Origin of the sequence: Polaromonas sp. JS666 (assembly GCF_000013865.1) — a bacterium.
GTDB lineage: Bacteria > Pseudomonadota > Gammaproteobacteria > Burkholderiales > Burkholderiaceae_C > Polaromonas.
In genome coordinates, this window is the sequence record NC_007948.1 from 3,572,980 (window position 1) to 3,597,543 (window position 24,564).

The following is a 24,564-nucleotide window of genomic DNA, read 5'->3' on the forward strand; positions in this document are numbered from 1 at the left end:
CCTCTGTGAACGCCGTGTAAGGAGAACGGAGATTTACCCGGTATTTACCTCGCGACTTCAGTGGTATCGAAATGCGCTTTTGGCCATTAAGGTAGACCAAAAGATGTGCGGCCCGCGCTTGCAGGAGCGGAGATTGGCGAGCCGGCGGCCGGTCAGACGGGCGGATCCGCCTCGCGCGCTGCCTTGAGCTCGCGCAACTCGTCGTGCAGGCTTTTCACCTCGACGCGCAGTGCGCCGATGGCGTGCATGAGGTCGCGTTCGATTTGCCGCTCTTCGGTTTCAACAAACATGGCCGCCACGGAGGCCGTCACCAGCGACAACACGGCCAGGCCCAGCAGCACCACCAGCACCGCAAACGCGCGCGACAGATGGGTACTGGGAACAATGTCGCCGTAGCCGACGGTAGCGGCCGTGGTGAAGGCCAGCCACAGCCCATCACTCAAGGTGACGGCGCGCGGCTCGATGACCCAGAAGCCCACGCCGCCCAGGCCCAGAATCAGCAGGCACAGCACCAGCGAGTACATCACGCCGCGGCGGGTGACAAGACGTTTGCGTTGCTGCCATTTCATCATGGGGGCACTGTACCGCAGCACCGGCTGCCCCCGTGTTGCGCTGGATCAAGGGCGCTAGCGCCAATACCGTTCAGTCAAGCCCTTGCCTCTGGGTTGTCATCCCGGACCCCGGATCAAGTCCGGGGCAGGCCCGATCCGGGATCCATGGATTGCGGGTCAGGCCCGCCATGACAAGTCAACGTTTTTGTCATTCCGGCTCAGGGTGAATAACTTGACTGAACGGTATTGGCGCTAGCGCGCCACCCCCAGCAGCTGCTCCAGCAACTGTGGCTGCTCGCGCAACTGCCGCGCGGTGCCGGCATGCACCACGGTGCCGCGGTCGAGCACGGCAGCGCTGTCGGAGATTGCCAGGATGGCCTGCGGATGCTGCTCGACGATGATGGCCGACAAGCCCTCTTCGCGCGTGATGCGGCGAATGGCCCGCAGCAGCTCTTCCACAATGATGGGCGCCAGGCCTTCGAGCGGCTCGTCGAGCAGCAGCAGGCGCGGGTTGAGCACCAGCGCGCGGCCCACCGCCAGCATCTGCTGCTCGCCACCCGACAACTGCGTGCCCAGGTTGGTCTTGCGTTCGGCCAGGCGCGGAAACATCTCGTACACCCGCTCCGGCGTCCAGCGCCCCGGCCGCGCCACGGCGGTCAGGTTTTCATGCACTGTCAGCGACTTGAAGATGTTGCGCTCCTGCGGCACCCAGCCTATGCCCGCAGCCGCGCGCTCGTGCGAGGCCAGCTTGTGCAAGGCCAGCCCGCCCAGTGTGATGCTGCCGCCGTGCTGGCGCGTGGCGCCGGCCAGCGTGTTGATCAGCGTGGTCTTGCCGGTACCGTTGCGCCCCAGCAGCGCCAGTGTCTTGCCTTCGTCCAGCGCCAGCGAAATGTTGTTGAGCACAATCGCCTCGCCGTAGCCGGCGCTCAGCTGTTCGACCTTCAGCAGTTCAGTCATGGTGAGCCTCCTCGCCGTGGCCCAGGTACACCGCCTTGACTTCGGGGTCGTTCGCAATCTGTTCCGGATCGCCTTCGGTGAGCACCGTGCCATTGACCAGCACCGTCATGCGCGTGGCAAAGCTGAACACCAGGTCCATGTCGTGTTCGATCAGCAGCACCGACACGTCGGCCGGCAGGGCCGCGACGGTTTGCAGCAGTTCCTCGCGCTCGCCGGCCGGCACACCGGCCACGGGCTCGTCGAGCAGCAGCACACGCGGCTCGCAGGCCAGCGCAATCGCGATTTCCAGCAGGCGGCGCTTGCCGTAGGCCAGCACGCGGGTGGGCTGGTTCATCACCTCTAGCAGGTGGAACTGCTCAAGCAGCTGCTCGCAGCGCGCGGCCACCGCATCGCTGCGGCCCAGCGACTGCCACCAGCGGGCACCTAGGCCGCGCTGCTGCGAGACCGTCAGCGCCAAAGTCTGCAGCGGCGTCAGCGAATCGAACAACTGGTTGATCTGAAACGTGCGCACCATGCCGCGCTGCACGCGCTGGTGGGGGGCCAGCTGGGTGATGTCCTGCCCGAGCAGCGTGATGCGCCCTTCGGTGGGTTGCAGCACGCCCGTCAGCAGGTTGATCAGCGTGGTCTTGCCGGCGCCGTTGGGGCCGATGAGCGCATGGCGCGCACCCTTTTGTAGGTTCAGCGTGACGTTGTTGGTGGCCGTGATGCCGCCAAAGCGCATCACCAGGCCGCTGGCCGACAGCACGGTCTGATCGACCTGACCGGTCGGAGGGGGCTGATCGGTTCTCATGCCTTGGCCCTCCTGAACCAGGTCCAGGGCCGCAGCAGGCGCTCGCGCCCGACCAGCACCAGCACCACAAGGAACAGGCCAATCCAGAACGTCCAGTACTGCGGGGTGATGGCCGACAGGATGTCCTGCATCAGCTTGAACACCACCGCACCGGCAATACCGCCGTACAGCCAGCCGACGCCGCCCACCACCAGCACCAGCATCACGTCGGCCGAGCGGTGAAAGTCAAACACGTCCAGCGAGGCAAAGCCGGTGGTCTGCGCCAGCAGGCCGCCGGCCGCACCGGCAACCCCGGCCGACACCGTGTAGATCACGGCCAGGCGCGCATGCACCGGAATGCCGATGGCCATCGCGCGCAGCCGGTTGTCGCGAATCGCCATCAGGGTGGCGCCAAACGGCGAATGCACCAGGCGCCGGGCGAGCAAAAAGAGAATCAGGCCGACGCACAGCGAGTAATACGCGGCGGTGCGGCCCGACAGGTCAAACTCGAAGCGGCCCAGCAGCGGCCCCATCAGCACGCCCTGCAGGCCGTCGGCCCCGCCGGTGAGCCAGTCAAGCTTGTTGGCCAGCTCCAGCAGGATCAGGCCCATGCCCAGCGTGACCATCAGGCGCGTCAGGTCGCTGCCGCGCATGATGGTCAGGCTGCAGGCGGCGCCCATCAGCGTGGACACCGCAATCGCCACCGCCAGCCCGACCAGCGGATCGGGCATGACCAGTTTGGCAAACAGCGCGGCGGCATAAGCGCCCAGGCCAAAAAACGCCGCGTGCCCCAGCGACACAATGCCGGTGAAGCCCAGGATCAGGTCCAGCGAGATGGCAAACAGCGCGACGATGGCGATTTCATTGATGATCAGCGCATGGCTGGACAGCAGCAGCGGCGAGGCAAACGCCAGCAGCCACAGCACCGGCTCCCAGGGTTTCCAGCGCGAGGCATTCAGCAGGGACTGCCGGACCGGCAGGAGTGGTTTGTTGTTCATCACTTGCCGCCTTTGCGCACAAACAGGCCTTGCGGACGCCAGATCAGGATGGCGATCATCAGGCTGTAGACGATGAAGGCGCCGAGTTTGGGGATGTAGTACTTGCCGGCCACATCGGCAATGCCCAGCAGCAGCGCGGCCAGCAGCGGCCCGGTGATGGACGAGGTGCCGCCGACGGCAACGACGATCAAAAAGTAAATCATGAATTTCAGCGGAAAGGTCGGGTCCAGCCCCAGCACTTCGGCGCCCAGCGCGCCGCCCAGGCCGGCCAGCCCCGAGCCGACCGCGAAGGTGGACAGGAACACCACATTGACATTGATGCCCAGGCCGGCGGCCACGCGCTGGTCATCCACCGACGCGCGCAGGCGGCTGCCAAAGCGCGTGCGCGCCAGCACATACTGCAGCGCCAGCGTGAGCGCCGCACACACGGCCACGATGAACAGGCGGTAGTGGCCCATGCCCAGAATCCACGAGCCGCTGCCGATTTCGGTGCGGCCACGCAGCCAGTCAGGCAACTGGATGATCTGCTGGGTCGAGCCCATGAAGTAGTCCATGCTGGCCACCGCCATGAAGGTCAGGCCAATGGAAAACAGCACTTGGTCCAGGTGCGGCCTGGCGTACATCGGCCGGTACAGCGTGCGTTCCAGTACACCGCCCAGCAGCGCCGCGCCCGCAAAAGCCAACGGCAGGCACAGCAAAAAGGGCATGCCCAGCCGCTGCATCAGCAGCACGGTGATGTAGCCGCCCACCATGGCAAACGCGCCGTGCGCCAGGTTGATGAAATTCATCAGCCCCATGGTGACGGCCAGACCGACTGCGAGCACAAACAGCAGCATGCCGTAGGCGATGCCGTCGAAGAGGATGGTGAGCATCAGTGATGGTAGTTAGTCAAGAAGTCGGGATCATGGATTGCGGGCTCGACCCGCAATGACAAGCAACCAAAATAGCTGTCATGCCGGGCTTGACCCGGCATCCATCCTGGCGTGTACACGGCGATGGATTGCGGGTCAGACCCCAATGACATACCCGTTTTACCTGGCCTTGCCCGGGTCTTTCACATCCTTGATGGTTTCGAATTCGACGTTGTAGAGCTGGCCGCCGACTTTCTCGACCTTGCGGATGTAGACGTTTTGCACAATGTCACGCGATTGCGCGTCGACAAAGATCGGGCCGCGCGGGCTCTCGAACACCTGGCCCTTCATGGCAGCAAGCAAGGCCTCGCCGCCGCCGGCGCCCTTGGTGGTTTTCAGGGCTTCGTAGATCACGCGCATGCCGTCATAGCCGCCCACGGCCATGAAATTGGGCCGCAGTCCCTTGTTGGCCTTGCCGAAGGCTTCGACAAACTTCTGGTTCAACGGTGATTTGTGGGCCGCCGAATAGTGGTGCGAGGTCACCACCCCCACGGCCACCTCGCCCATGTCGTTCAGGATGTCGTCATCGGTCACGTCGCCGGTGGCGATCAGCTTGATGCCGGCCTTGTCCAGGCCGCGCTCGGCAAACTGCTTCATCAGCGCCGAGCCGGCACCGGAGGGCACAAAGGCAAACACCGCATCGGGCTTGGCATCACGCACTTTCTGCAGGAAGGGCGCGAAGTCGGGGTTGCGCAGCGGCACGCGCACGGCGTCCACCACCGTGCCGCCGTTGAAGGTGAAGCGGTCCTTGAAGGTGCGCTCGGCATCAATGCCGGGCCCATAGTCCGACACCAGGCTCACGACCTTCTTGATGCCGTTCCTGGGTGCCCAGTCGGCCACCCCAATGGTGACCTGCGGCAGCGTGAAGCTGGTGCGCACGATGTAGGGCGAAGCCTGGGTGATGCTGGAGGTGGCCGCCGCCATCACCACCATCGGTGTTTTGGACTGCGTGGCCAGCGGGGCCGTGGCCAGTGCCAGCGGCGTCAGGCCGAAGCCGGCCAGCACATTGACCTTGTCGTTGACGATCATTTCCTGCGCCAGGCGCTTGGTGACGTCGGGTGTTCCGGTGTCGTCCTTGATGATCAGCTCGACCTTCTTGCCGGCGACGGTGTCGCCGTTCTGCGCCATGTAGAGCTTGGCTGCCGCTTCAATCTGCCGGCCCGTGGAAGCGAAGGGCCCCGTCATCGGCAGGAGCAGGCCTATCCTGAACTTGTTGTCCTGCGCGAGAGCTTGCGCGCCGGCGAGCGCCACGGTGGCCATCACGGCTGCCTGGATAAAGGTTCTTTTGTTCATGGATGTCTCCTGGTAATTAATGCGAACTCAATCGAACGGGATCAAAACGGGATAAAAGCGGATTCGAAAACGGTATCGGGAGTGCAGTGTTAGGGCCCTCAGGCCTCTGGTCTATAGGAAGAATCCAGGGTCAGCGAGCCGACCACCCGTGATACGCAGGTACAGATGCGCGTGTTCTGCTGCTTTTCGTGCTCGCTCAAAAACACATCGCGGTGATCGATCTCGCCGTCCAGCGCGAGGACATCCATCGCGCACAGGCCGCACTCGCCGCGGCGGCAATCAAAAATGCTTTCCACGCCGGCGCTCTCCAGAGCGTCCAGCAGCGTGGTGTCGGCCGGCACCATGATGTCGACCTGATGGCGCGGCACCCGCACCCTGAAGGCCTGGGCAGCAAAACGGCCGCTGCTGCCAAAGGTTTCAAAGCGAAGGTCGGCCAGCGGGCGACCGGCCTGGGCCCAGCTTTTCCTGACGGCCTCCAGCATGGACACCGGGCCGCAGGTATACAGCTGCCCGCCCGCGGGCAAGGCGCCAATGGCGGCGGCCAGGTCCATGCTTTCGCCGCGCCCGGCCACGAAGGTCTGCAGGGCATCGCCCAACGCCTCGCGCAGCAGCGGCAAAAACGCCAGTTCCTCTTGCGTGCGCGCACCGTAGAGCATGCGCAGCGTGGCGCCCGACTTCTGGCACTGCCCCTGAAGCTGCTGGGCCATCATCACCAGCGGCGTGATGCCTATGCCGCCGGCCACGATCAGATAGTGCGGCGCCGACAGGTCCAGCTGAAAATGGTTTTGCGGATCGCTGATCTGCAGCCGGTCACCCACGGCCAGCCGCCACATGGCCAGCGAGCCGCCCCGGCCGTCGTCCATGCGTTTGACGGCAATGCGATAGCTCACGCCATCGGGCAGGCCCACCAGCGAATAGGAGCGGGTCTGCACCTTGCCGTTGACCAGCACCTGCAGCTGCAAATGCGAGCCGGCCTGCCACGGCGCAGCGGAGCCCTCTGCCGGACGGATTTCGAATTCGCGCACGGTGGGCGTGGCGTCGCGGACGGCGGCAACGGTGGCGGGTTGCCAGGTCTGGGTACTTTTCATGTTCTGGGAATCAGGTGGTCAGAAGTGGTCAGAGGTGGTCAGCCGCGCCGGCGGATCAGCTTCATGGCTTTCATCGAGGCCGGCATGGCCGAGCCCTGGCCCGACAGCGCACGGCGCAGGTTGCGCTGCGCCAGGCGCGAGTGCTCGCGCATCAGGGCTTCGGCGCGCGTGCCCTCGCCGCGCTCAATGGCATCGAGTACCTGCCAGTGCTGGTCCTGCGCCACCACCAGCATGTCGCGCGCCTGCGGCGAGTTGGACTGCACCACGACAAAGGCCGAAGCCGACGCAAACGGCAGGCTGACCACACGCTCCAGCTGTTTCACGGTGACCGGGCTGTCGGCCATCTCATAGAGCAGCGTGTGAAAGCGTTCGTTCAAATCCACATAGGCGGAAAAAGCCTCGTCGCTCAGCGCGGGCTGGGCCAGCACCGCATCCACCTGCTTGAGGCAGTCTTTGGCCTCGCCCATCACCACCGCCGGCGCGCCCCGCTCGGCCGCCAGCCGCACCAGCAAGCCTTCCAGCGTGCCGCGCAGCTCAATGGCGTCTGCAATGTCGCGCTCGGAAAAGGTCCGGACCGCATAACCGCCGTTGGGCAACGCTTCGAGCAGGCCCTCCTGCTCCAGCCGCATCAGCGCCGCGCGTATCGGCGTGCGCGACACACCGAGGCGCTCGACAATCGCCAGTTCGGCAATGCGGGTGCCGCCGGCCAGTTCGCCCGAGAGGATCAGCTCGCGCAGCTTCAGCAGCGCCCGTACCTGTGCACTTTCAGTGCCAATTTGGCCCTCAGCCCCTGCTGTGTCGACGTCAATAGCTCTATTTTTGATAGCACTCATACGCTGTCATGCCGGGCTTGACCCGGCATCCAGGCTGTCAGGCCAACGCGGCAGGCGTGGCATGGATTGCGGGTCAGGCCCGCAATGACAGAGAGGTTCATGCCGCACTCCTGATGGGGATCACTGCCGAAGGTCGCGCCTCTTTGCTGATCATCTTGTCGATCAGCTTGCGGGCCCACATCGAGCCGGCGTCGATGTTGAGGTTGTAGAACTGGTGGTCCGGGTGTTCGTCCATGGCGATCTGCTGCGCTTCCAGCACATGCTCGTCTTCGCGGAAGATGCTGGCCACGCCCTCGCGCAACTGATGCGTGAGGCGCTGCTCGCCCAGACAGTAGTTGCGGGCGAAGGCCCAGAAGTAGTGGCAAGTGCCGTCGGTCTCGGGCGTGATGGTATTGAGCACAAAGCCGTTGACGCCCCTGCTGCGGTTGCTCAAGCACGCATCGCCTGCATTGCCGCCGGGCGGCACGGCGCCGGTGCCGGCCTCGGCCACACCCACGTCAATCGTCACGGTGCAGGGCGCTTCAAATTTGATGACCTGCCAGCGGTCCACTGGGCCCTGGTAACCCAGGGAGTGATTGATCTGCCCGGCCCAGAAAGGCGGCGCGTCAATATTTTCCATCCAGCGCGTCACGGTGGCCGTGCGGTCGCCGTGCGTGGCTACGAAGGGCGCCTCGGCCACCGCACGCTGGCCAATGCTGGAGCTGTGCACAAAGGTCTCATGCGTGAGGTCCATCAGGTTGTCCACCACCAGGCGGTAGTCGCATTTCACCTTGATCATTTTTCCGTCGCCCGCCCATTCGGCATCGTCGTTCCAGTGCAGGTCGGGCACCAACGCCGGGTCGGCCTTGGCCGGATCACCCGGCCAGACCCAGACAAAGCGGTGTTTTTCGAGCACCGGGTAAGCCCGCACACAGGCCGAAGGGTTCAGTGTTTCCTGGCTCGGCATGTGGGTGCAGCGCCCCTGGGCGTTGTAGACCAGGCCGTGGTAGCCGCAGGTGAGCTCATCGCCGTCGAGGCGGCCCATGGACAGCGGCAGCAGCCGGTGCCAGCAGGCGTCTTCCAGCGCGGCCACTGTGCCGTCGGTCTTGCGGAACATCACCAGTTTTTGCTTGCAGATGGTGCGTGGCAACAGCGCACGCACGACTTCCACGTCATAGGCCGCGGCGTACCAAGCGTTGAGCGGAAAGGAGGGTTTTTCGGCTTTCATGGATACGCACTGTATACATAAAAGACGAAAAATCAACTGGAAATAGCCATTTCTAGGTGTTTTCACCAGTTTTTGTATTCATTGAAAGAGTTGATCAATGCCTTAACATGCAAGTTAATCACCGCCTCAACCAAGGACTCCGTATGAGCAACACGAGCAACACCGCCCCTCACCTGCCCGCGCGCTATGACCACGTGGGCAGTTTTTTGCGCCCGAAATATTTGCTGGAAGCCCGCGAACAAAAAGCCCAGGGCCAGATCACGCCCGAGCAGTTGCGCCAGGTGGAAGACCGGGCCATCACCGAGATTGTGAGATTCCAGGAAGACGTGGGCCTGAAAAGCATCACCGACGGCGAGTTTCGCCGCACCTACTTTCACATTGACTTTCTGGAGCAGATCGGCGGCGTGAAAACCGACATCCCGGTGACCGTGATCCGGCCCGACGGCTCGCAGGAGCTGGCCCCGCCGGTGATGCGCGTGATTGACAAGGTGCGCCACGTCAAGGACATCCAGCTGGCCGACTTCCAGTACCTCAAGAGCCAGGTATCGGCAGGCAATACGCCCAAGGTGACCATTCCGTCACCGACCATGCTGCACTTTCGCGGCGGCCGGGCCGGCATCAGCAAGGAGCACTACCCCGAGCTGGACCCGCAGTTCTACCAGGACGTGGCCAACGCCTACGGTGACGAGCTGCGCTCGCTGGCCGCCGCCGGCTGCACCTATGTGCAGATGGACGACACCAACCTGGCCTACCTGTGCGACGAAAAAATGCGCGAAGCCGCACGCCAGCGCGGCGACGACCCCAATGAGCTGCCGCACCGCTACGCCAAATTCATCAACCTCGTTGTCGCGCAAAAGCCGCCCGGCATGCTGCTGGCCATGCACCTGTGCCGTGGCAACTTCAAGAGCACGCACGCGGCATCGGGCAATTACGAGCCGGTGGCCGAGGCGCTGCTGAAAGAAATGAACCTCGACGCCTACTTCATGGAGTACGACGACGCGCGCAGCGGCGACTTCAAACCGCTGCGTTACCTGCCCAAGGGAAAGACCGTGGTGCTGGGACTCGTCACCACCAAGTTTGGCTCGCTGGAAGACAAGGACGACCTGAAACGCCGCATTGAAGCCGCGGCCCGCTACGCGCCGCTGGAGCAGCTGGCGCTGTCACCGCAGTGCGGCTTCAGCAGCACCGTGCACGGCAATGACATTGCCGTTGAGGCGCAGCGCGCCAAGCTGCGGCTGGTGGTGGAAACGGCGCAGGAGGTTTGGGGAACGGCCTGAAGCATCACCACCGCAGGCCATGACACGAGCCGGCGCGGTCGGTGGCCAGCGCGTGGCGCCGCGGCTTCACGACACAAAAGCCGACGGCACGGGGGCTTCGCCAATGGCCTGGCGCAGGATGGCCCAGTGCATGGCTTCGTCGCCCAGAATACTGGCGGCCGCCTTGGACAAGTCGCGGTTGGCAAACAGGGGCACGGCCCCCAGGTAGGCACTCACGGCGCCCTGCTCCAGCTGGGCGGCGAACTTGAGCACATCCAGCTCTGTTTTCAGCTGGTCCACCGGAAAGTTGTATTTGGTTTTGGCGATGACGGGTTTGCCGCCCAGCTTTTCGACCGTGCCGGAGAGCAGCGCCACATGCGCTTTATGGTGTCCCTGAAACGTGACGGCGAGATCGAGCACGGGCTTGGTGAGCAGCTTGCTTTCTGCGCCCAGCTGATAGGCCGCGATGGCCTCCAGTTCGGCGCCGATGGCGGTGTTGAGAATTTGCACGTCGCCGGCTTTGGAGCCGCCCGCCTTGGCGGCCAGCGCGTCATTGCCTGCAAGCAGCGCAATCGCTGCCCCCGACAAGACCAGACCGCCGGAGCGGCCCAAAAAAAGTCGCCGTGCAGCGATGGGCGTGGACATTTGAAAAAACGACATGGCAATCTCCAGTGGACAAAAACGGTTCACAAATAACGGACTTCACGGATCACGGGCGAGAGGATTCACGCTCGTGGGCAATCTTTGCCAGCACGCCCGCCACAATGCGGTCGCAGCGCGCGCCGGCAAATGAAAAGGCGTCACCAACGGCCATGTCGATGTCGCGTGACAGGCCTTCGCGCAACATGCTGCGGGCACGAAAAAACCGGGTCCGCACCGTCGCTTCGGGTATGCCCAGCACCAGTGCAACTTCTTCCACACTCATCTCCTCAACCCCCCTGAGCATGAACACGGTGCGAAAGGCATCGGGCAAGGTGTCAATCCGGGCTTCAATCTGCTGGCGTATCTGCGCACGCATGACGGATGGCTCCGGCTGGTCATTCGGGTTGGCTTGCATCTGCATCTCCGGGGTTTCGTCATCGGCATCCACGCTGGCGCTCAGCGGCACGACGCGGGCAGTCTGCGCACCATTGCGCCGCAGCCGCCCCAGTGCCTCGTTGGCGACGATGCGCACCAGCCAGGTGGAAAGCCTGGCCTCGGCGCGAAAGGTGGCCAGCGCACGCCAGGCGCGCAAATAAGCCTCCTGCAAGGCGTCTTGCGTGTCGTCTTCGCTTTTGAGGATGCTGCGCGCCGTGCGAAAGAGCAAACGGTTGTAGCGCCGCATGATCTGGGCAAACGCCAGATCGTTACCGGCTATGGACAGGCTGACCAGCTCTGCGTCCGAACTGACGTCGGACGGCACGGTGGGCACTGATTGCAAGGTGTTCATATCTGCTCCTGTCTCTGTCCATTGGATGGTCATGGTGCCTGCGGCGTTCCGGATTTTTCTCTGTCAGTCGACGAGGCAAAAGAAAAAAAGACATCGCCCGGCCAGTCCTCGTTCGCCACGGCGCAAGCGACTCCGAATACTCAGTGCCCGTAAAACCTCAGTACCCGTAAAACTCTTCGCTGCGAATGTCGTCGTCATTGACACCGACTCGATTCAACATGTCGCACACGGCAGCGACCAGGCCGGGTGGTCCCGCCACATAGAAAACGGGTTTCAGAAAACCGCTCATGGTTTTTCTCAACAGATCTTCGGTGACGTGGCTGGTTTGTCCTTGCCACGGCATAAGGGACTTGCCCATCTCCGTCATGGTCGGCAACAGGCGGAAATTGACGTTCTGCCGCTCGAGGTCCTGCAGTTCCAGAAGAAAGGCCGCATCTTCTGGGCGCCGATTGGAATAGAGCAGAACCATCTCCTGTGGCAGCCGATCATGCGTTGCCTGGCGCAACATGCTCATGAACGGGGTAATGCCAATGCCACCCGCGATGAATATCGCCTGTCTTGTGCGCTCGCTATGCAGGGTGAGGGAACCGAAAGGCCCTTCAATGTCCACCAGCCCGCCAATGGGCAACATCTTGAGCGCCCGCTTGAATGCGCTGTCGCGCATGCGTGTCGCGATCACCAGTTCGTGCTCAAACGGCGCACTCACAAGGGAAAAGGTATGCCGCTGGTTTTGCCCGCCGGGCGCCACCGCAGCTGGAAGAATCAGATCAATCGCCTGGCCGGCCTTGAAAGCAAAACCATCCGGCCGCTGAAAATAAAACGCCATCGTGCCGCCAGCAACTTCCTCGCGCGCTTGCAGCAACACTTGCCAGGTGCTCATGCTCATGCCTTGCCTCCATCCGGTGAACGATGCCCCTGCGGCTGCGCTGGCCGCTTGTCGACGGCACGGGCCGTGCACGCCGGATCGTTACCGGCTACGGACAGGCTGACCAGCTCTGCGTGCGAACGGGCTTCTGTGGGCATGGAGCGCGGCGCTGGTGAGGTGTTCATGGCTGTTCCTGTCCATTGGATGACCAGGCGGCCGTTGGCGTTCCGGTTTTTTCCGGCGCAGCCTTATTCGATTTCCAATGCGATGCGAGATAGCAACGGAATTACCCCCCGCTTCTGTGGGCCACCCTGTGGATAAGGTCACTAACAACCCGGCAACACCGCGCCAGTACTGGCTTGCAACGCGGTGCTCAGAAATTGATCAGCCCTGCATCAAATGCCAGAGCCGGGACGGTGACAGCGGCATCTGCAACTGACGGGCCTGCGCCGCCATGCCGCTGCGCGCCAGCGCGTCGGCCACGGCATTGACCACCGTGGGCCCGGCGCCTATGGTGCCCAGTTCGCCCACGCCTTTGACGCCCAGCGGGTTGTTCAGGCAGGGGGTGGAGGGGTCCAGTTCGGTTTTGAAGTCCGGCGCATTGTCAGCGCGCGGGGCGGCGTAGTCCATCAGGCTGCCCTGTTGTTCGAACCGGGCAAGTACTGCTTCCAACATCCATTTCTCTCCACAATTTCCATGTGGAGCAGAAGATTACCGCTGTCTCTGGAGCAAGACCTTGAAAGGGGTGGCTCTTAGAACCTGTTTACGATCTAAACGGGGCCGCGCAAGCACCTTTCGGGATGGGATGCAAGGCGCGGTGCGCCGCCCATAGCTTGGGCTATGGGCAAGCGCCGCAACGCTGCAGACCGCCCGAGAAGGCGCTTGCCCTTCGGGTTGGGGTGAAATCGGGCGATTGAGCCACCCGGGCCCTTGCATGGGCATTAGCCCATACGGCGGACTCGGGCGCCCCACTCATCCCGATTGCACCCCAACGCGGCCCCGTTTAGATCGTAAACAGGTTCTTAGGCCGTCCTGAACGGTGATCAAGGCAAACCGCGGTCAGATTTCTGCTAAACCCGCAACGTCTTCAGGGGTACCAGATGAGTTCCACGAAAGCCCTATTGCGGAGCCCGCAGGCCTACAATGTTATTCCCCCGGCCCAGATCCCGGTTCCGGGCGTGCGCTGATTCATTCGCGTGCCCGACCGGGGACATGCCCTGCTTCGAAGCCGTCATCCTGTTCTTTCTCGCCGGGACCGTCGAGATCGGCAACGAATGGTCTCGCGGACGGAAAGAAGCTTGATGGCGCCTCAACACGAGGGCCCCATGCAGCAAGGGTAATCAGCCCATGAACGTAGACTCGCCTTCCCGCGCAGTGTCCGACGAGGCTGTGTTGCGGATCGTGCGGGAAGTCTTGACCGAACTCCACCCGGGCCGCAAGGACACGGACCTGGTGACGCTGGACAGTTCGCTGGAGGAAGACCTTGGCCTGGACAGCCTGGCGCGCGTGGAGTTGTTGATGCGCCTCGAACGCGCGTTCGGCGTGCGCCCGCCGGAGCATATGCTGAGCACGGCCGAAGCGCCTCGAGACCTGCTGCGTGCGCTGCTTGCCGCACGGGGCTCACCCCAGGCGCCAGTGCAGCAGGCACGGCGGCTTGCGGTGCCCGAACGCGTCTCGCAAGCGCCGCACGCGGCGGCGACCCTGCAGGAGGTGCTCGACTGGCACGTGCGGGCTCATCCGCAGCGCGAGCACATTGCGATCGACAACGGCGACAGCGCCGCACCGACGCGCCTGAGCTACGCCGACTTGCAGCAGGGCGCCGCTGGCGTCGCTGCGGGGCTGCTGGATCGCGGCTTTCAGCCGGGTCAGCCGGTGGCGCTCATGCTGCCGACCGGCCCGGAGTACTTCTTCAGCTTCGCCGGCATTCTGCTGGCCGGCGGCATTCCGGTACCAATCTACCCGCCAGCGCGGGCGGCGCAGATCGAGGAGCACCTGCAGCGTCACGTCGGCATCCTCACCAATGCGCTGGCCACGGCGCTGATCACTGTGCCGCGGGCCAGGGTGCTGGCGACGCTGCTCAAGTCCCAGGTGCCGTCGCTGCGCATGGTCTGCACGGTGGAAGAACTGTCCGCGTCCACCGCCTCCCCGGAACGCGTCACCGCCCATGCCAACGATATTGCCCTGCTGCAGTACACCTCCGGCAGTACCAGCAGTCCCAAGGGGGTGGTCCTGACGCACGCCAACCTGCTGGCCAACCTGCGGGCCATGGGGCAGGCCCTGCAAGTCAGCTCCGAAGACGTCTTCGTCTCGTGGCTGCCGCTGTACCACGACATGGGGCTGATCGGGGCTTGGCTGGGCAGCCTGTATTACGCATACCCGCTGGTGGTGATGTCGCCGCTGACATTTCTCGCGCGACCCGAGCGCTGGCTGTGGGCCGTGCACCGGCACCGCGGCACGCTGTCCGGCGGGCCCAACTTCGGCTACGAGCTGTGCCTGCGCAAGCTCGACGAGGCCGCGCTGGAGGGGCTCGACCTGTCCAGCTGGCGCTTTGCGTTCAACGGCGCCGAGCCGGTCAGCGCGACGACCATGCAGGAGTTTCAGCAACGCTTCGCCTGCTACGGGCTGCGGCCGCAAGCGCTGGCGCCGGTGTACGGACTGGCGGAGGCAACGCTGGGCCTGACCTTCCCGCCGCAGGGACGGGGTCTGCTGGTCGACCGCATCGATACGCAAGCGTTCTCGCACTCGGGCCGCGCACTGCCCGCGGCGAGCAGCACGTCTGGCGTGCGGCTGGTCGTAGCGTGCGGACGGCCGCTGCCGGGCCATGAGGTCCGCCTGGTCGACGCGACGGGATGTGAGGTGGCGGAACGCCAGGAAGGGCGTCTGCTGTTCAAGGGTCCGTCGGCCACCAGCGGCTACTTCCGCAACCCGAAAGAGACGCGCCGGCTGTTTGATGGCGAGTGGCTGGACTCGGGCGACTACGCCTACATGGCACAAGGCGACGTCTACATCACCGGGCGGGCCAAGGACGTGATCATTCGGGGCGGCCGTCAGATCTACCCGTACGACCTGGAGGAGGCCGTCGGCGCGATTCCCTCTGTCCGCAAGGGCTGCGTCGCCGTGTTCGGTAGCCCGGACCCCATGACACGCAGCGAGCGGGTCGTTGTCATGGCGGAAACCCGTGGCCTGCCGCCCGAGGCGCTGGCGCAGCTGCGCCGCCAGATCAACAGCGCCGCGGTCGGCGTGCTCGGTGCGCCGCCGGACGACGTGGTCCTGGTGCCGCCGCACACGGTCTTGAAGACCTCCAGCGGCAAGATTCGTCGCGCGGCCAGCCGCGAACTGTACGAGACCGGAGGCGCTTCGGCCACGCAGCCGGCGCCATGGCAGCAGATCGCGCGCTTTGCCTGGCAGGCGAGACTGCCGCAACTGCGGCGTGCCGGGCGCGTCGTAGCGGAGATAGCCTACGCTGGCTATGTCTGGCTGCTGTTCTGGCTGCTTGCGCCTATTACGTGGGCGCTGACCGCCGTGCTGCCCAAGCTGTCCTGGAGCTGGGCCCTGAGTCACCATGCAGCCCGGCTGTTCCTGCGTTTGTCCGGGCTCCCGTTTGCGGCCGAGGGGCTGGCGAATCTGCCGCGCGAGGCAAGCTGTGTGGTGGTGGCGAACCATGCGAGCTACCTGGATGGCATAACCCTGGTCGCCGCACTGCCGCGCCATGTCCGCTTTGTCGCCAAGCTCGAACTGCAGAAACAGTTCATCTCACGGGTCTACTTGCAAGGCCTCGGCGCCATGTTTGTAGACCGCGACGACGCGCAGCGCGGGGCGCAGGACGTCGCGCGGGTGACGCGCAGCGTTTGCGACGAAACCGCCATGTTGTTTTTCCCGGAAGGAACGTTCAGGCGTGTGCCAGGCTTGTTGCCGTTCCATGCGGGCGCGTTCTCTGCGGCAGCGCAGGCCGGCGTGCCCGTGGTGCCGGTGACGATCCGCGGCACGCGCTCCGTGCTGCGTGCCGGCCAGTGGTTCCCCCGCCGCGTACCGATCAGCGTGCTGGTCAGTTCCCCGATTCAACCCGATGGTGACGACTGGTCAGCGTCGATCCGGTTGCGCGACGCCGCGCGCGCGGAAATCCTGAAGCGCTGCGCCGAGCCGGATGCCGGCGATGAAAGCCGCCTGCCTTCGTAAAGCCGGAGAAATTGATGAACCTCAGCCCTGCATCAAATGCCAGAGCCGGGAGGGTGACAGCGGCATCTGCAACTGACGGGCCTGCGCCGCCATGCCGCGGCGTGCCAGCGCGTCGGCCACGGCATTGACCACCGTGGGCCCGGCGCCTATGGTGCCCAGTTCGCCCACGCCTTTGACGCCCAGCGGGTTGTTCAGGCAGGGAGTGGAGGGGTCCAGTTCGGTTTTGAAGTCGGGCGCATTGTCAGCGCGCGGGGCGGCGTAGTCCATCAGGCTGCCCGTCAGGGGCTGGCCGGTTTCACGGTCATACACCAGGTGCTCGCACAGCGCCTGGCCTATGCCCTGCACGGCTCCGCCGTCGAGCTGGCCGCGCACGATCATCGGGTTGACGACGCGGCCCACGTCGTTGACGGACGCATAGGCCACCACCGCCACGTGGCCAGTCTGCGGGTCGACCTCGACCTCGCAGATGTGGCAGCCATTGGGCCAGGACGGCCCGGCCACGGCGGTGGTCGAGTCCATGAAGATGCGCTGGTCGCTCTGACGCGCCGCGAGCGCAAACAAATCGATGCTCAGGTCGGTACCCGCCACCTTGAAGCTGCCGTCGGCGTACGTGATGTCCTGCTCGGCCGCCTCAAACTCCTTGGCCGCCAGTTGCCGGGCTTTGTCGATGGTGCGCTCGGCGCCTATGCGTACAGCCGAGCCACCGGTGAACAGCGAGCGCGAACCAGCGCTGCCAAAACCATTGCCGCGGTCGGTATCGCCCAGCACGATGCGGACCTTGTCCATCGGCACGCCAAACGCATCGACCACCAGTTGCGCCAGCGAGGTGGCAATGCCCTGCCCCATGGCGTTGACGGCCGAGAAAACTTCAATGATGCCGTCGGTGCCTGATGTGGGGGCCTTGATCTCCACAGTGACGCTTTCTTCCAGCGCATTGCCGCCGGTCCATTCCAGGAAGGTCGCGATGCCCAGGCCGCGCAGCAGACCGCGGCGTGCCGACTCGGCGGCACGTGCATCAAAACCCTGCCAGTCGGCCAGCACCAGCGCCTGGTCCATCACCGACTCGAAGCGGCCCGTGTCGTAGGTCTGGCCCATGGGGTTTTTGTAGGGCATTTGCGTGGGCTGGATAAAGTTGCGGCGGCGCAGCTCGATCCGGTCGATGCCGGTCTGGCGGGCGGCTTCGTCCATCAGCCGCTCGATCGTGAAGATGGCTTCAGGGCGGCCCGCACCCCGGTAGGCGCTGGTGGGCGCGGTGTTCGTCAGCACGGCCCTGAAATGAAAGTCGATGGTCTGGATGTCATACACACTGGTCTGCACCCAGGGGCCGATCATCAACTGGATGACCACGCCCGCGCCGGTGGCATACGCGCCCACATTGGCCAGCGAGGCCAGGCGCAGGCCCAGTATCTTGCCGTGTTCGTCGAGCGCCAGTTCGGCGTGGCTTTGCAGGTCACGGCCGTGTGTGCTCGATACAAATTCTTCACTGCGGTCGGCCACCCATTTCACCGGGCGCTGCAGCGCGCGGGCGCAAAAGGCAACGGCGACATCTTCCGGGTAGACCCCGGTTTTCATGCCGAAACCGCCACCCACATCGCCCACCACCACGCGCAGCTGCTCCTTCGCCATGCCCAGCGCGTCGCACACCGAGTCGCGCACGCCGGAAGGCATTTGGGTGCTCATGCGGATGGTCAGTCGCTGCGAAGTGGTGTCAAAAGCGGCCAGCACCGAGCGCGGCTCCAGGCTCAGCGGAGCCAGCCGCTGATTGACCAGGTCCAGCGCCACCACGTGGTGGGCGCTGGCAAAGGCTGCGGCGGTGGCTTCGGCATTGCCGTAGCGCGTTTCGGCGGCAATGTTATCCGGTGCTTCGGGGCAGAGCACCGGGGCGCCGGGAGCCATCGCGTCGTTCATGTCCACGACCATGGGCAGCTCTTCATAGTCGACGGCAATGGCTTCCGCCGCGTCGCGGGCTTGCTGCAGTGTCTGCGCCACCACGGCGGCCACCGCCTCGCCGACAAAACGCACGCGCTCGTGGGCCAGCGCGCGCCGTGGTGGCGCGGCGCAGGGCGAGCCGTCGGCGCGCGTAAAGCCGCTGGCACCGGGAATCGGCTTGACCCCGGCCGCCACCAGATCGGCCCCAGTGACCACCTGCAGCACGCCTGGCATGGCCAGCGCTGCCGCGGTGTCCAGCGACACGATGCGGGCGTGGGGATAGGGTGAGCGCACAAAAAAGAGCTGGGTCTGGCCCGGCAGGGTCAAGTCGTCCGTGTACTGGCCGGCCCCGGCCAGCAGCGCATCGTCTTCCAGGCGGCGAACGGATTGTCCGCTGCCGAAGCGTGACGGGTTGATCTGAGCGGGTTGGGTTTCAGTCATCAAAGAATGCCCCTGAATGGCGGCCTCGCATCTGCCAGGGCGGTATGCGGGCGCGAAAACGGTGAGAAGCCACTATAAGGGCATCAGTGCGGCTCAGCAAATGCGCTGTCCGCGCTTGCGCGATGCGTCGGGTTTGTTCCATGACTGCCTGACCGGCTTCAATCTGCAAAAACCCGTTCGCCATGACCTGCGCTTTCCGGACCTTGCCGAACTTCAGGCCCGCGCCCTCAGCCGGCGTGTCACCCGCAGCATCACCATGGAAATGACCACGCAATAAACGCCCAGCCCGACAATCAGCGCCGGATAGCTGACGCCCGCGTCAATCAGCAGCCCGCCCAGCCCCGGACCTGCGGCCGAGGCAAACACCAGCATGGAAAGGATCACGGCACGGATGGCGCCCAGATTCCGCAGGCCATAAAGCTCGGGCCACAGCGAGCCGTAGAGCGAAAGGGAAAAGCCGTTGGACACACCGTACAGCGCCATGAAGGCGAACATGCTCCAGGCGGCTTGCACAGACCCCAGCAGCAGCAGCGCCAGCCCCAGCGGCAGCAGGTAAAAAGGCAACAGCCTCAGGCCCCCCACACGGTCTATCAGCTGGCCCGAGATCAGCGTGAAGGCAATCGTCATCAGCGCATACAGCGTGAAGGAAGAAGCAAACGCTGTGAGCGACCAGCCGCGCAACTCGACCAGGTAGACCTGGTGAAAAAAAATGGTGTTACCGATAAAGGCCGGCGGCACCATGGCCAGCATCACCGCATAAAACAGCGGGTCGCGCAGCACTTCGGACCGGCTCCAGTCACGCGCCGTTGTCACGCGGGCCACGGGGTCAGAGGCCTTCGGGGCGCGCTCGACTGAAACCAGAGTAGCGATGAGGGGCAACGCCACCAGCACCAAGGCACCGGCGGCCAGCCACCAGGTGTTGCGCCAGCCCAGCGACGCGGCCAGCGCCACAAACGCCAGCGGCAACACTGCCTCGCCGGTGTTCAGGCCCAGCGTGGCGAGCGAGATCGCCCGGCCCCGCTGCGCGGAAAACCAGCGCGCCATGGTGGTGAACGCGAGGTGGGACATCATGCCCTGGCCCAACAGGCGCAGCAGGTAAATGGTCACAAAGAGCGTGACAACGTGGTGCGACAGCGCCATGCCGGCGGCCGCCAGCGCCAGCATGGGCAGCATGACCAGCGCCAGCTTTTTCGCGCTGTGGTGGTCTGCCAGGTGGCCCAGTCGCGGCAGCGTGAAGGCACTGGCCAGGGTGGCTGCCATGTAGAGCGAGCCAAACCCGCCGTGGGAGAGTCCGTACTCAAGGCGGATGTCACCGGCCGACAGCGAAATCAGGAATGTCTGCCCAAACGAGGAGAAGAAAAAAAGCAGGAACCCGCCGCCCAGCCAGCGGGCGTTGTCGCGCAGGAAAACAAGAAACTGCATCGGCCGCGTTGCTGGCTGCCGCTTACGGCGTTGCCGGCTCGTCGGGATCCGGTAGCCGCGGCGTGCGGGGTTTCTGCGGCCGTGGAATCTTCTTGAAGCGGATCAGGCGATCGGTTTCGATCTTGTCCTTTTTCAGTTGCCTTTCGGCATCCATCAACTGCCCGGCGGCCAGCCATTGGGCAAACTCCTCGGGCGTCTCCAGCGTGATGCGGCCCAGCGTGGACGCGCGGAACTCATGGATCACGATTTCCGCCGCCTTCTGCAGGTTGACGCGCCCCTTTGACAGCACCGCGCCGCGCTTGCGGCCGATCTCCTCCAGCAGTTGCTCATCGGTGATGCCTGGCGGGACTTCCACCTTGTAGCGCGCAGTCAACAGGCCGGGGTAGTCCCTGATCAGGTAGTCGAGCAACTCCAGCGCCACCTCTTCCTCATTGAACGCGTTGCGGCCAATGGCGCCGCTGGCGGCCAGGTTGTAGCCGCTTTTGGCCACGATGATGCGGGGCCACAGCATGCCGGGCGTGTCGTACAGGTAAAAGCCATCAGCCAGGACAATGCGCTGCTCCAGCTTGGTGATGCCGGCCTCATCGCCGGTTTTGGTGGCGCGCTTGCCGGTGAGGGTGTTGATCAGCGTGGACTTCCCGACATTGGGAATGCCGCAGATCAGCACACGCATGGGCTTGACCATGCTGCCGCGCGTGGGCGCCAGCGCGTGGCAGGCGTCAATCAGGCGGCGCGCGGGCGTGGTTTCACTCGCATCCAGCGCAATCGCCTGCGTGGCCGGCAGGCTGTTGTAATGCGCCAGCCAGAGCGCGGTGCGCGCCGGGTCGGCCAGGTCCTGCTTGTTGAGCACCTTGAGCGCGGGTTTGGCGCTGGTGAGCTCGGCCAGCATGGGGTTGGCGCTGGAGCCGGGCAGGCGCGCGTCGAGCAACTCGATCACGACATCAATCTCCTTGATGCGATCCTGAATCGCTTTTTTGGTCAGATGCATGTGACCGGGAAACCACTGGATGGCCATCGGGATATTCTTTCTTGGTTCGGGGCCGGGCTGCCGCGTCTGGGTCAGGGTCTGCGTTTCACGCAAACCGGCCTGGCACGATGACCGAATTGTCACCTCTTCAGGCCCGGCTGCCGCTCGCGGGGGAAACGCTTTGCGCGCCGTGGCCGGGCGATGGAGCAAAATCAGGGAAAAGCGGGTTGAACAGCCCGGCGCAAGCTGCCCCGCCTGCCCCACCCCCACCGCCACGTCTTCCTTCTCTTCCTCACACTTTTTCCCGACCTCCCATGCCCCTGCCCAACGCCCCCACCCAAAAACCCAGCAACACCCAGACCCGGACCAAGGCCAATAACGAGCTGTTGATCCGGGGCCTGCTGTGCGTCCTCATCGGCCTGGCCGTGCTGATTTCCCCCTACTTCATCACCTCGCCCGGCATGCAGGGCATCGTGGCCAGTTCTTCGCTGGTGGGCTGGTTCGCGCTGGTGCTGGGCGTGGCTTTCATCGGGCTGTATGCCCGCCGGCGCCTGGCAGGGCAAAACCCACCCTAGCCATGGAGGCGCAGACCCCGTCCGGCGAGCCGGGCGACCGCGCTGCCGTACCGGCCGCCATTGGCGCATTGCAGCAGCGCGCCCGCGCCGCCGGCATCACGCTGCGCGCACCGCCGCCCGAACCCACCACCTGCTGCGGCCGCGGCTGCAGTGGCTGCGTGTGGGAAAGCTATGACAACGCGGTCGACTACTGGTGCGAACAGGCCGAAGAGGCCTTGCGCAAGCTGGGGGACGCGAGTCCACCGGCCTGATCAGATTGCGAGCGCTGCGCGGCCCGCCATATCCGGCGCATCAGGCATACCCGGTATGCCCAAGCGCTCCGCCGACACATACTGCTGCCGATACACCTCAAAGGGCATGCTGTCCGAGGCTTCGATCTGCTTTTGCTCGGCGATGGATTGCCGGGTCAGTTCGGTGAAACGGGCATGCTGCGCTTCGGCCAGGGGCAGGCTTCGCAGGATGGTCTGGGCTTTTTCGGATTGGGCCCGGGCAAATCGGACAAAGGAGTTGTCATAGTCTTTGGCCATGGCAGCCAGTACACGGGCTGATGGCAGGGTGTCGGGCTCGCGCAAGGCGGCGCTTGCTGCGGCCAGCGCCTCGCTGTATTGCGCACCGCCCGGTGCGCCCGCATGGAGGGCATCCAGCGCCGCGGCAATCGGTGCGCATTCGGCGACCACCGCGGTGCCCCACTCCGCCAGCGTCACCTCGCGGCCGTCCCGCTCCAGCAGCAGGCCGGGCTCGCGGCCGCGGGCAGCGGCGCGGTGCTGGTTGCGCGCCAGCGCGGCAATTTCCGCAGGGGTGTCGGGCGGGCTGTCAGTGAGCAGGCAGTGCAGCAAAAACACATCCAGAAACCGCATGGTTTGCGCCGTGATGCCCACGGGAACAAACGGATCGAGGTCCATCAAGCGCACCTCAATGTATTCAACGCCGCGCTCGCGCAGCGCATGCAGCGGGCGCTCGCCGGGGAAGATCACGCGCTTGGGGCGGATGGTGCCGTAGAACTCGTTTTCAATCTGCAGCAGCGTGGTGGCCAGCTGGTTGTAGTCGCCGCCGGGGTTGCGGATGCCGACCGCCTCGTAGGCCGGATAGGGCCGGGTGAGCGCATCCTGCAAGGACGCGCCGTAGCCTTCGAGGCTGTTGTAGCTCACGGCCAGCGAGGCCTGGGCGTCGCTCTGGTAGCCCAGGCGCCCCATGCGCAGCGAGGTGCCGTGCGGCATGTACATGGTGTGATCGGCCAGCTGTTGCAGCTCGTGCTGGCGTCCGGCCACAAAACTCGAACACACGGCGGGCGATGCACCAAACAGGTAAAGCAGCAAAAAGGCGTGGCGCCGGAAGTTGCGGATCAGCGCAAAATACTGCTCGCTGGTGACCTCGGGCAGCGACCAGTTGTAGTGAATGCCGGAGATGGTTTGCATGCGCCGGCCATAGCGGTGGGACAGGCCCATGCGGTAGACGCTCTTGGCGCGCCCGACATTGGACGAGCCGAAGCGGGCAATCGGAATGGTCTCGTCGGTCGGCAAACCGCAGGGCATGCTGGAAACCCAGAGCATTTCATCGCCGAGGTCCTGCATCACACGGTAGGTGAACTGGTGGATCTGCGTGAGTTCTTTCAGTGTGGCTTCCGCGTCTTGATGTGCCCCCGTCACCAGTTCGATCTGCGACTCGCTGAAGTCGGTGGTGATGCTGGGATGCGTCAGCGCCGAGCCGAGCGCGGCCGGGTGTGGCGTGAGCGCCAGGCCGCCCCCGGGCTGGGCGCGCAGGCTTTCCTTCTCGATGCCGCGGCGCATGCCCTTCAGCCGGGCAGGGGTGAGCGCTTTCAGGCGCTCCTGCAAAAGCGTGCCCTCGGGCGCCTGCAGCTTGTTCATGATGTCATTCCCTCAGGTCCGTGTCGTGGCGTGGAAGTTATCACAGGCCCGCGCTTCGCGCTGGCGAAAAGCCGCTTGCCAGCACGGTTTACCGGACTCTGCAGGGGTCTGCCAGTAAAATGACGCAACTTGGTCCATGAACAATGCTTTTAATCACAAATCGCTACTTTATAACTTTGGTGTGTGGGCCACACCACGCCCCACCGTAGCGCCAGGCTAACTCACTTGACTTGTCCGGGCAGCTCGGCGACGATAAAAATCGTGCGCTGAAACGCGGACACTTTCCCGCGAAGCCTTTTTAACCAATACACCCAGGCCCGCTACTCCGGGCTCCCCCGCAAGAGACAATGCGACGTTTGAGCGCCTGTAAGTAAAGAATGAACCATCTGATGCGCATGCTGTTTGGCGGCCGGGCTCCAGCCCAGCCGGTCCAGAGGGCAGCACCCACGAGCCGCGCGATGCCTCTTAGCCAGGACGATAGCTCGGAAAACGCCACCCGCACCCAGCTAGTCCAGGTCCTGTTGCGCGATGTACTGCGCAGGCACGGCATACCCTTTAACTGGGTCGAGTCCCAGATGCTGGTCGTGGCCAGCCGCAGCCGTGGCAGCGGCATGTATGTGCGCCTGATCATGAAGCACTGGGATGACCGGCTGATAACCCACGCCTTTGCCCTGCAGAACACGCTGCTGGCCGACATTGCACGTTTTGAGCCACGAGCCTTCGACTGGCTGCACGGCGTTTCCTGGCAACTCGACGTGGACGGGAGCTGCCCTCACACCTTCCTGCCCCACAAGACCTACTGGCAGGAGCCGGCAATACCGGCGACTCCCGGTGCAGCTGCAGCGCCGGCGCCAGTGGTGACTCCTCCGACTCCCGCGGCCCCGACGGCCGTATCCGTGTCGGAGCAGGAGGCACTGCAGGATCTGGAACGCCTGTTCATGATCCGCGACCAGGAGATCGGCCGCCAGGCGGCCGATGGAAAACCGCCCGTGGGCTACGAAAAAACCAAGCCAACGCCGCTTTGAATCGGTG

23 protein-coding genes are annotated in these 24,564 nt (G+C 64.5%); 5 read left to right on the forward strand and 18 right to left on the reverse strand.

The window, feature by feature from the left end:
* Positions 1–152: 152 nt before the first annotated feature.
* The 9 genes from BPRO_RS16880 to BPRO_RS16920 all read right to left on the reverse strand — a co-directional run bounded on the left by BPRO_RS16880 (position 153) and on the right by BPRO_RS16920 (position 8,607).
* On the reverse strand, positions 153–572 hold the full coding sequence (locus BPRO_RS16880; protein ID WP_041388900.1) for a potassium channel family protein: 420 nt from the start codon (positions 570–572) through the stop codon (positions 153–155).
* Positions 573–803: 231 nt separating this feature from the next.
* Positions 804–1,508 carry an ABC transporter ATP-binding protein gene (locus BPRO_RS16885; protein ID WP_011484284.1) on the reverse strand — a complete coding sequence of 235 codons (705 nt, stop codon included), beginning with the start codon at positions 1,506–1,508 and terminating at the stop codon, positions 804–806.
* The gene (locus BPRO_RS16890) at positions 1,501–2,298 is read right to left on the reverse strand and encodes an ABC transporter ATP-binding protein (RefSeq protein ID WP_011484285.1); all 798 of its coding nucleotides are present in this window, start codon (positions 2,296–2,298) and stop codon (positions 1,501–1,503) included. The genes BPRO_RS16885 and BPRO_RS16890 overlap by 8 nt, the downstream gene beginning before the upstream one ends.
* Positions 2,295–3,275, reverse strand: a complete 981-nt coding sequence (locus BPRO_RS16895) for a branched-chain amino acid ABC transporter permease (RefSeq protein ID WP_011484286.1) — start codon at positions 3,273–3,275, stop codon at positions 2,295–2,297. Before BPRO_RS16895 ends, BPRO_RS16890 begins: the two co-directional genes overlap by 4 nt.
* Entirely contained in the window at positions 3,275–4,147 is an 873-nt protein-coding gene (locus tag BPRO_RS16900; RefSeq protein WP_011484287.1) for a branched-chain amino acid ABC transporter permease, read from the reverse strand. The genes BPRO_RS16895 and BPRO_RS16900 overlap by 1 nt, the downstream gene beginning before the upstream one ends.
* Before the next feature lie 159 nt (positions 4,148–4,306).
* A complete protein-coding gene (locus tag BPRO_RS16905) occupies positions 4,307–5,479 on the reverse strand; it encodes an ABC transporter substrate-binding protein (RefSeq protein ID WP_011484288.1) in 1,173 nt (390 codons plus the stop codon).
* A 98-nt stretch (positions 5,480–5,577) separates the two neighbouring features.
* The gene (locus BPRO_RS16910; protein WP_011484289.1) at positions 5,578–6,567 is read right to left on the reverse strand and encodes a PDR/VanB family oxidoreductase; all 990 of its coding nucleotides are present in this window, start codon (positions 6,565–6,567) and stop codon (positions 5,578–5,580) included.
* 38 nt (positions 6,568–6,605) lie between these two features.
* Complete coding sequence (locus BPRO_RS16915) at positions 6,606–7,400, reverse strand: GntR family transcriptional regulator (RefSeq protein WP_011484290.1); 795 nt, start codon at positions 7,398–7,400, stop codon at positions 6,606–6,608.
* Between the two features lie 97 nt (positions 7,401–7,497).
* Complete coding sequence (locus BPRO_RS16920; protein ID WP_011484291.1) at positions 7,498–8,607, reverse strand: aromatic ring-hydroxylating dioxygenase subunit alpha; 1,110 nt, start codon at positions 8,605–8,607, stop codon at positions 7,498–7,500.
* Positions 8,608–8,750: 143 nt separating this feature from the next.
* Here BPRO_RS16920 and BPRO_RS16925 point away from each other — a divergent pair, with 143 nt between their 5' ends.
* A complete protein-coding gene (locus BPRO_RS16925; RefSeq protein ID WP_011484292.1) occupies positions 8,751–9,884 on the forward strand; it encodes a 5-methyltetrahydropteroyltriglutamate--homocysteine S-methyltransferase in 1,134 nt (377 codons plus the stop codon).
* 66 nt (positions 9,885–9,950) lie between these two features.
* Here BPRO_RS16925 and BPRO_RS16930 read toward each other — a convergent pair whose 3' ends face one another.
* The 5 genes from BPRO_RS16930 to BPRO_RS16945 form a co-directional block, all read right to left on the reverse strand.
* Positions 9,951–10,523, reverse strand: coding sequence for a ferritin-like domain-containing protein (locus BPRO_RS16930; RefSeq protein WP_011484293.1), 573 nt, complete (start codon positions 10,521–10,523; stop codon positions 9,951–9,953).
* 49 nt (positions 10,524–10,572) lie between these two features.
* Complete coding sequence (locus tag BPRO_RS16935) at positions 10,573–11,292, reverse strand: RNA polymerase sigma factor (protein ID WP_011484294.1); 720 nt, start codon at positions 11,290–11,292, stop codon at positions 10,573–10,575.
* A gap of 157 nt (positions 11,293–11,449) precedes the next feature.
* Positions 11,450–12,178 (reverse strand): FAD-dependent oxidoreductase, encoded by a 729-nt coding sequence (locus BPRO_RS16940; protein ID WP_011484295.1) that lies wholly within the window; start codon positions 12,176–12,178, stop codon positions 11,450–11,452.
* Entirely contained in the window at positions 12,175–12,342 is a 168-nt protein-coding gene (locus tag BPRO_RS29660) for a hypothetical protein (RefSeq protein WP_157045816.1), read from the reverse strand. The genes BPRO_RS16940 and BPRO_RS29660 overlap by 4 nt, the downstream gene beginning before the upstream one ends.
* A gap of 199 nt (positions 12,343–12,541) precedes the next feature.
* Complete coding sequence (locus BPRO_RS16945) at positions 12,542–12,832, reverse strand: xanthine dehydrogenase family protein molybdopterin-binding subunit (protein ID WP_041388901.1); 291 nt, start codon at positions 12,830–12,832, stop codon at positions 12,542–12,544.
* A gap of 672 nt (positions 12,833–13,504) precedes the next feature.
* Here BPRO_RS16945 and BPRO_RS16950 point away from each other — a divergent pair.
* On the forward strand, positions 13,505–16,333 hold the full coding sequence (locus BPRO_RS16950; protein WP_011484296.1) for an AMP-binding protein: 2,829 nt from the start codon (positions 13,505–13,507) through the stop codon (positions 16,331–16,333).
* Positions 16,334–16,354: 21 nt separating this feature from the next.
* Here BPRO_RS16950 and BPRO_RS16955 read toward each other — a convergent pair whose 3' ends face one another.
* The 3 genes from BPRO_RS16955 to ylqF all read right to left on the reverse strand — a co-directional run bounded on the left by BPRO_RS16955 (position 16,355) and on the right by ylqF (position 21,140).
* A complete protein-coding gene (locus tag BPRO_RS16955) occupies positions 16,355–18,703 on the reverse strand; it encodes a xanthine dehydrogenase family protein molybdopterin-binding subunit (RefSeq protein ID WP_011484297.1) in 2,349 nt (782 codons plus the stop codon).
* 213 nt (positions 18,704–18,916) lie between these two features.
* Positions 18,917–20,125 (reverse strand): MFS transporter, encoded by a 1,209-nt coding sequence (locus BPRO_RS16965; protein WP_011484298.1) that lies wholly within the window; start codon positions 20,123–20,125, stop codon positions 18,917–18,919.
* A gap of 22 nt (positions 20,126–20,147) precedes the next feature.
* The gene (gene ylqF / locus BPRO_RS16970) at positions 20,148–21,140 is read right to left on the reverse strand and encodes a ribosome biogenesis GTPase YlqF (protein WP_011484299.1); all 993 of its coding nucleotides are present in this window, start codon (positions 21,138–21,140) and stop codon (positions 20,148–20,150) included.
* A gap of 266 nt (positions 21,141–21,406) precedes the next feature.
* Here ylqF and BPRO_RS16975 point away from each other — a divergent pair, with 266 nt between their 5' ends.
* Together BPRO_RS16975 and BPRO_RS16980 are read left to right on the forward strand one after the other, a co-directional pair.
* Entirely contained in the window at positions 21,407–21,667 is a 261-nt protein-coding gene (locus tag BPRO_RS16975; RefSeq protein WP_011484300.1) for a hypothetical protein, read from the forward strand.
* A gap of 2 nt (positions 21,668–21,669) precedes the next feature.
* Positions 21,670–21,918 carry an oxidoreductase-like domain-containing protein gene (locus BPRO_RS16980; protein WP_011484301.1) on the forward strand — a complete coding sequence of 83 codons (249 nt, stop codon included), beginning with the start codon at positions 21,670–21,672 and terminating at the stop codon, positions 21,916–21,918.
* Here BPRO_RS16980 and gshA read toward each other — a convergent pair whose 3' ends face one another.
* The gene (gshA, locus tag BPRO_RS16985; RefSeq protein WP_011484302.1) at positions 21,919–23,532 is read right to left on the reverse strand and encodes a glutamate--cysteine ligase; all 1,614 of its coding nucleotides are present in this window, start codon (positions 23,530–23,532) and stop codon (positions 21,919–21,921) included.
* Between the two features lie 377 nt (positions 23,533–23,909).
* On the opposite strand from gshA, the gene BPRO_RS16990 reads away from it, so the two are divergent.
* Entirely contained in the window at positions 23,910–24,557 is a 648-nt protein-coding gene (locus BPRO_RS16990; protein ID WP_011484303.1) for a hypothetical protein, read from the forward strand.
* The last annotated feature ends 7 nt before the right edge of the window (positions 24,558–24,564 follow it).

Coding starts and splice junctions, on each gene's coding strand:
- BPRO_RS16915 (WP_011484290.1), bottom strand. CDS start 7,400: ATGAGTGCTATCAAAAATAGAGCTATTGACGTCGACACAGCAGGGGCT.
- BPRO_RS16885 (WP_011484284.1), bottom strand. CDS start 1,508: ATGACTGAACTGCTGAAGGTCGAACAGCTGAGCGCCGGCTACGGCGAG.
- BPRO_RS16945 (WP_041388901.1), bottom strand. CDS start 12,832: ATGTTGGAAGCAGTACTTGCCCGGTTCGAACAACAGGGCAGCCTGATG.
- BPRO_RS16975 (WP_011484300.1), top strand. CDS start 21,407: ATGCCCCTGCCCAACGCCCCCACCCAAAAACCCAGCAACACCCAGACC.
- BPRO_RS16890 (WP_011484285.1), bottom strand. CDS start 2,298: ATGAGAACCGATCAGCCCCCTCCGACCGGTCAGGTCGATCAGACCGTG.
- BPRO_RS16950 (WP_011484296.1), top strand. CDS start 13,505: ATGAACGTAGACTCGCCTTCCCGCGCAGTGTCCGACGAGGCTGTGTTG.
- BPRO_RS16905 (WP_011484288.1), bottom strand. CDS start 5,479: ATGAACAAAAGAACCTTTATCCAGGCAGCCGTGATGGCCACCGTGGCG.
- BPRO_RS16990 (WP_011484303.1), top strand. CDS start 23,910: ATGAACCATCTGATGCGCATGCTGTTTGGCGGCCGGGCTCCAGCCCAG.
- BPRO_RS16900 (WP_011484287.1), bottom strand. CDS start 4,147: ATGCTCACCATCCTCTTCGACGGCATCGCCTACGGCATGCTGCTGTTT.
- BPRO_RS16880 (WP_041388900.1), bottom strand. CDS start 572: ATGATGAAATGGCAGCAACGCAAACGTCTTGTCACCCGCCGCGGCGTG.
- gshA (WP_011484302.1), bottom strand. CDS start 23,532: ATGAACAAGCTGCAGGCGCCCGAGGGCACGCTTTTGCAGGAGCGCCTG.
- ylqF (WP_011484299.1), bottom strand. CDS start 21,140: ATGGCCATCCAGTGGTTTCCCGGTCACATGCATCTGACCAAAAAAGCG.
- BPRO_RS16940 (WP_011484295.1), bottom strand. CDS start 12,178: ATGAGCATGAGCACCTGGCAAGTGTTGCTGCAAGCGCGCGAGGAAGTT.
- BPRO_RS16930 (WP_011484293.1), bottom strand. CDS start 10,523: ATGTCGTTTTTTCAAATGTCCACGCCCATCGCTGCACGGCGACTTTTT.
- BPRO_RS29660 (WP_157045816.1), bottom strand. CDS start 12,342: ATGAACACCTCACCAGCGCCGCGCTCCATGCCCACAGAAGCCCGTTCG.
- BPRO_RS16955 (WP_011484297.1), bottom strand. CDS start 18,703: ATGACTGAAACCCAACCCGCTCAGATCAACCCGTCACGCTTCGGCAGC.
- BPRO_RS16895 (WP_011484286.1), bottom strand. CDS start 3,275: ATGAACAACAAACCACTCCTGCCGGTCCGGCAGTCCCTGCTGAATGCC.
- BPRO_RS16980 (WP_011484301.1), top strand. CDS start 21,670: ATGGAGGCGCAGACCCCGTCCGGCGAGCCGGGCGACCGCGCTGCCGTA.
- BPRO_RS16935 (WP_011484294.1), bottom strand. CDS start 11,292: ATGAACACCTTGCAATCAGTGCCCACCGTGCCGTCCGACGTCAGTTCG.
- BPRO_RS16920 (WP_011484291.1), bottom strand. CDS start 8,607: ATGAAAGCCGAAAAACCCTCCTTTCCGCTCAACGCTTGGTACGCCGCG.
- BPRO_RS16925 (WP_011484292.1), top strand. CDS start 8,751: ATGAGCAACACGAGCAACACCGCCCCTCACCTGCCCGCGCGCTATGAC.
- BPRO_RS16910 (WP_011484289.1), bottom strand. CDS start 6,567: ATGAAAAGTACCCAGACCTGGCAACCCGCCACCGTTGCCGCCGTCCGC.
- BPRO_RS16965 (WP_011484298.1), bottom strand. CDS start 20,125: ATGCAGTTTCTTGTTTTCCTGCGCGACAACGCCCGCTGGCTGGGCGGC.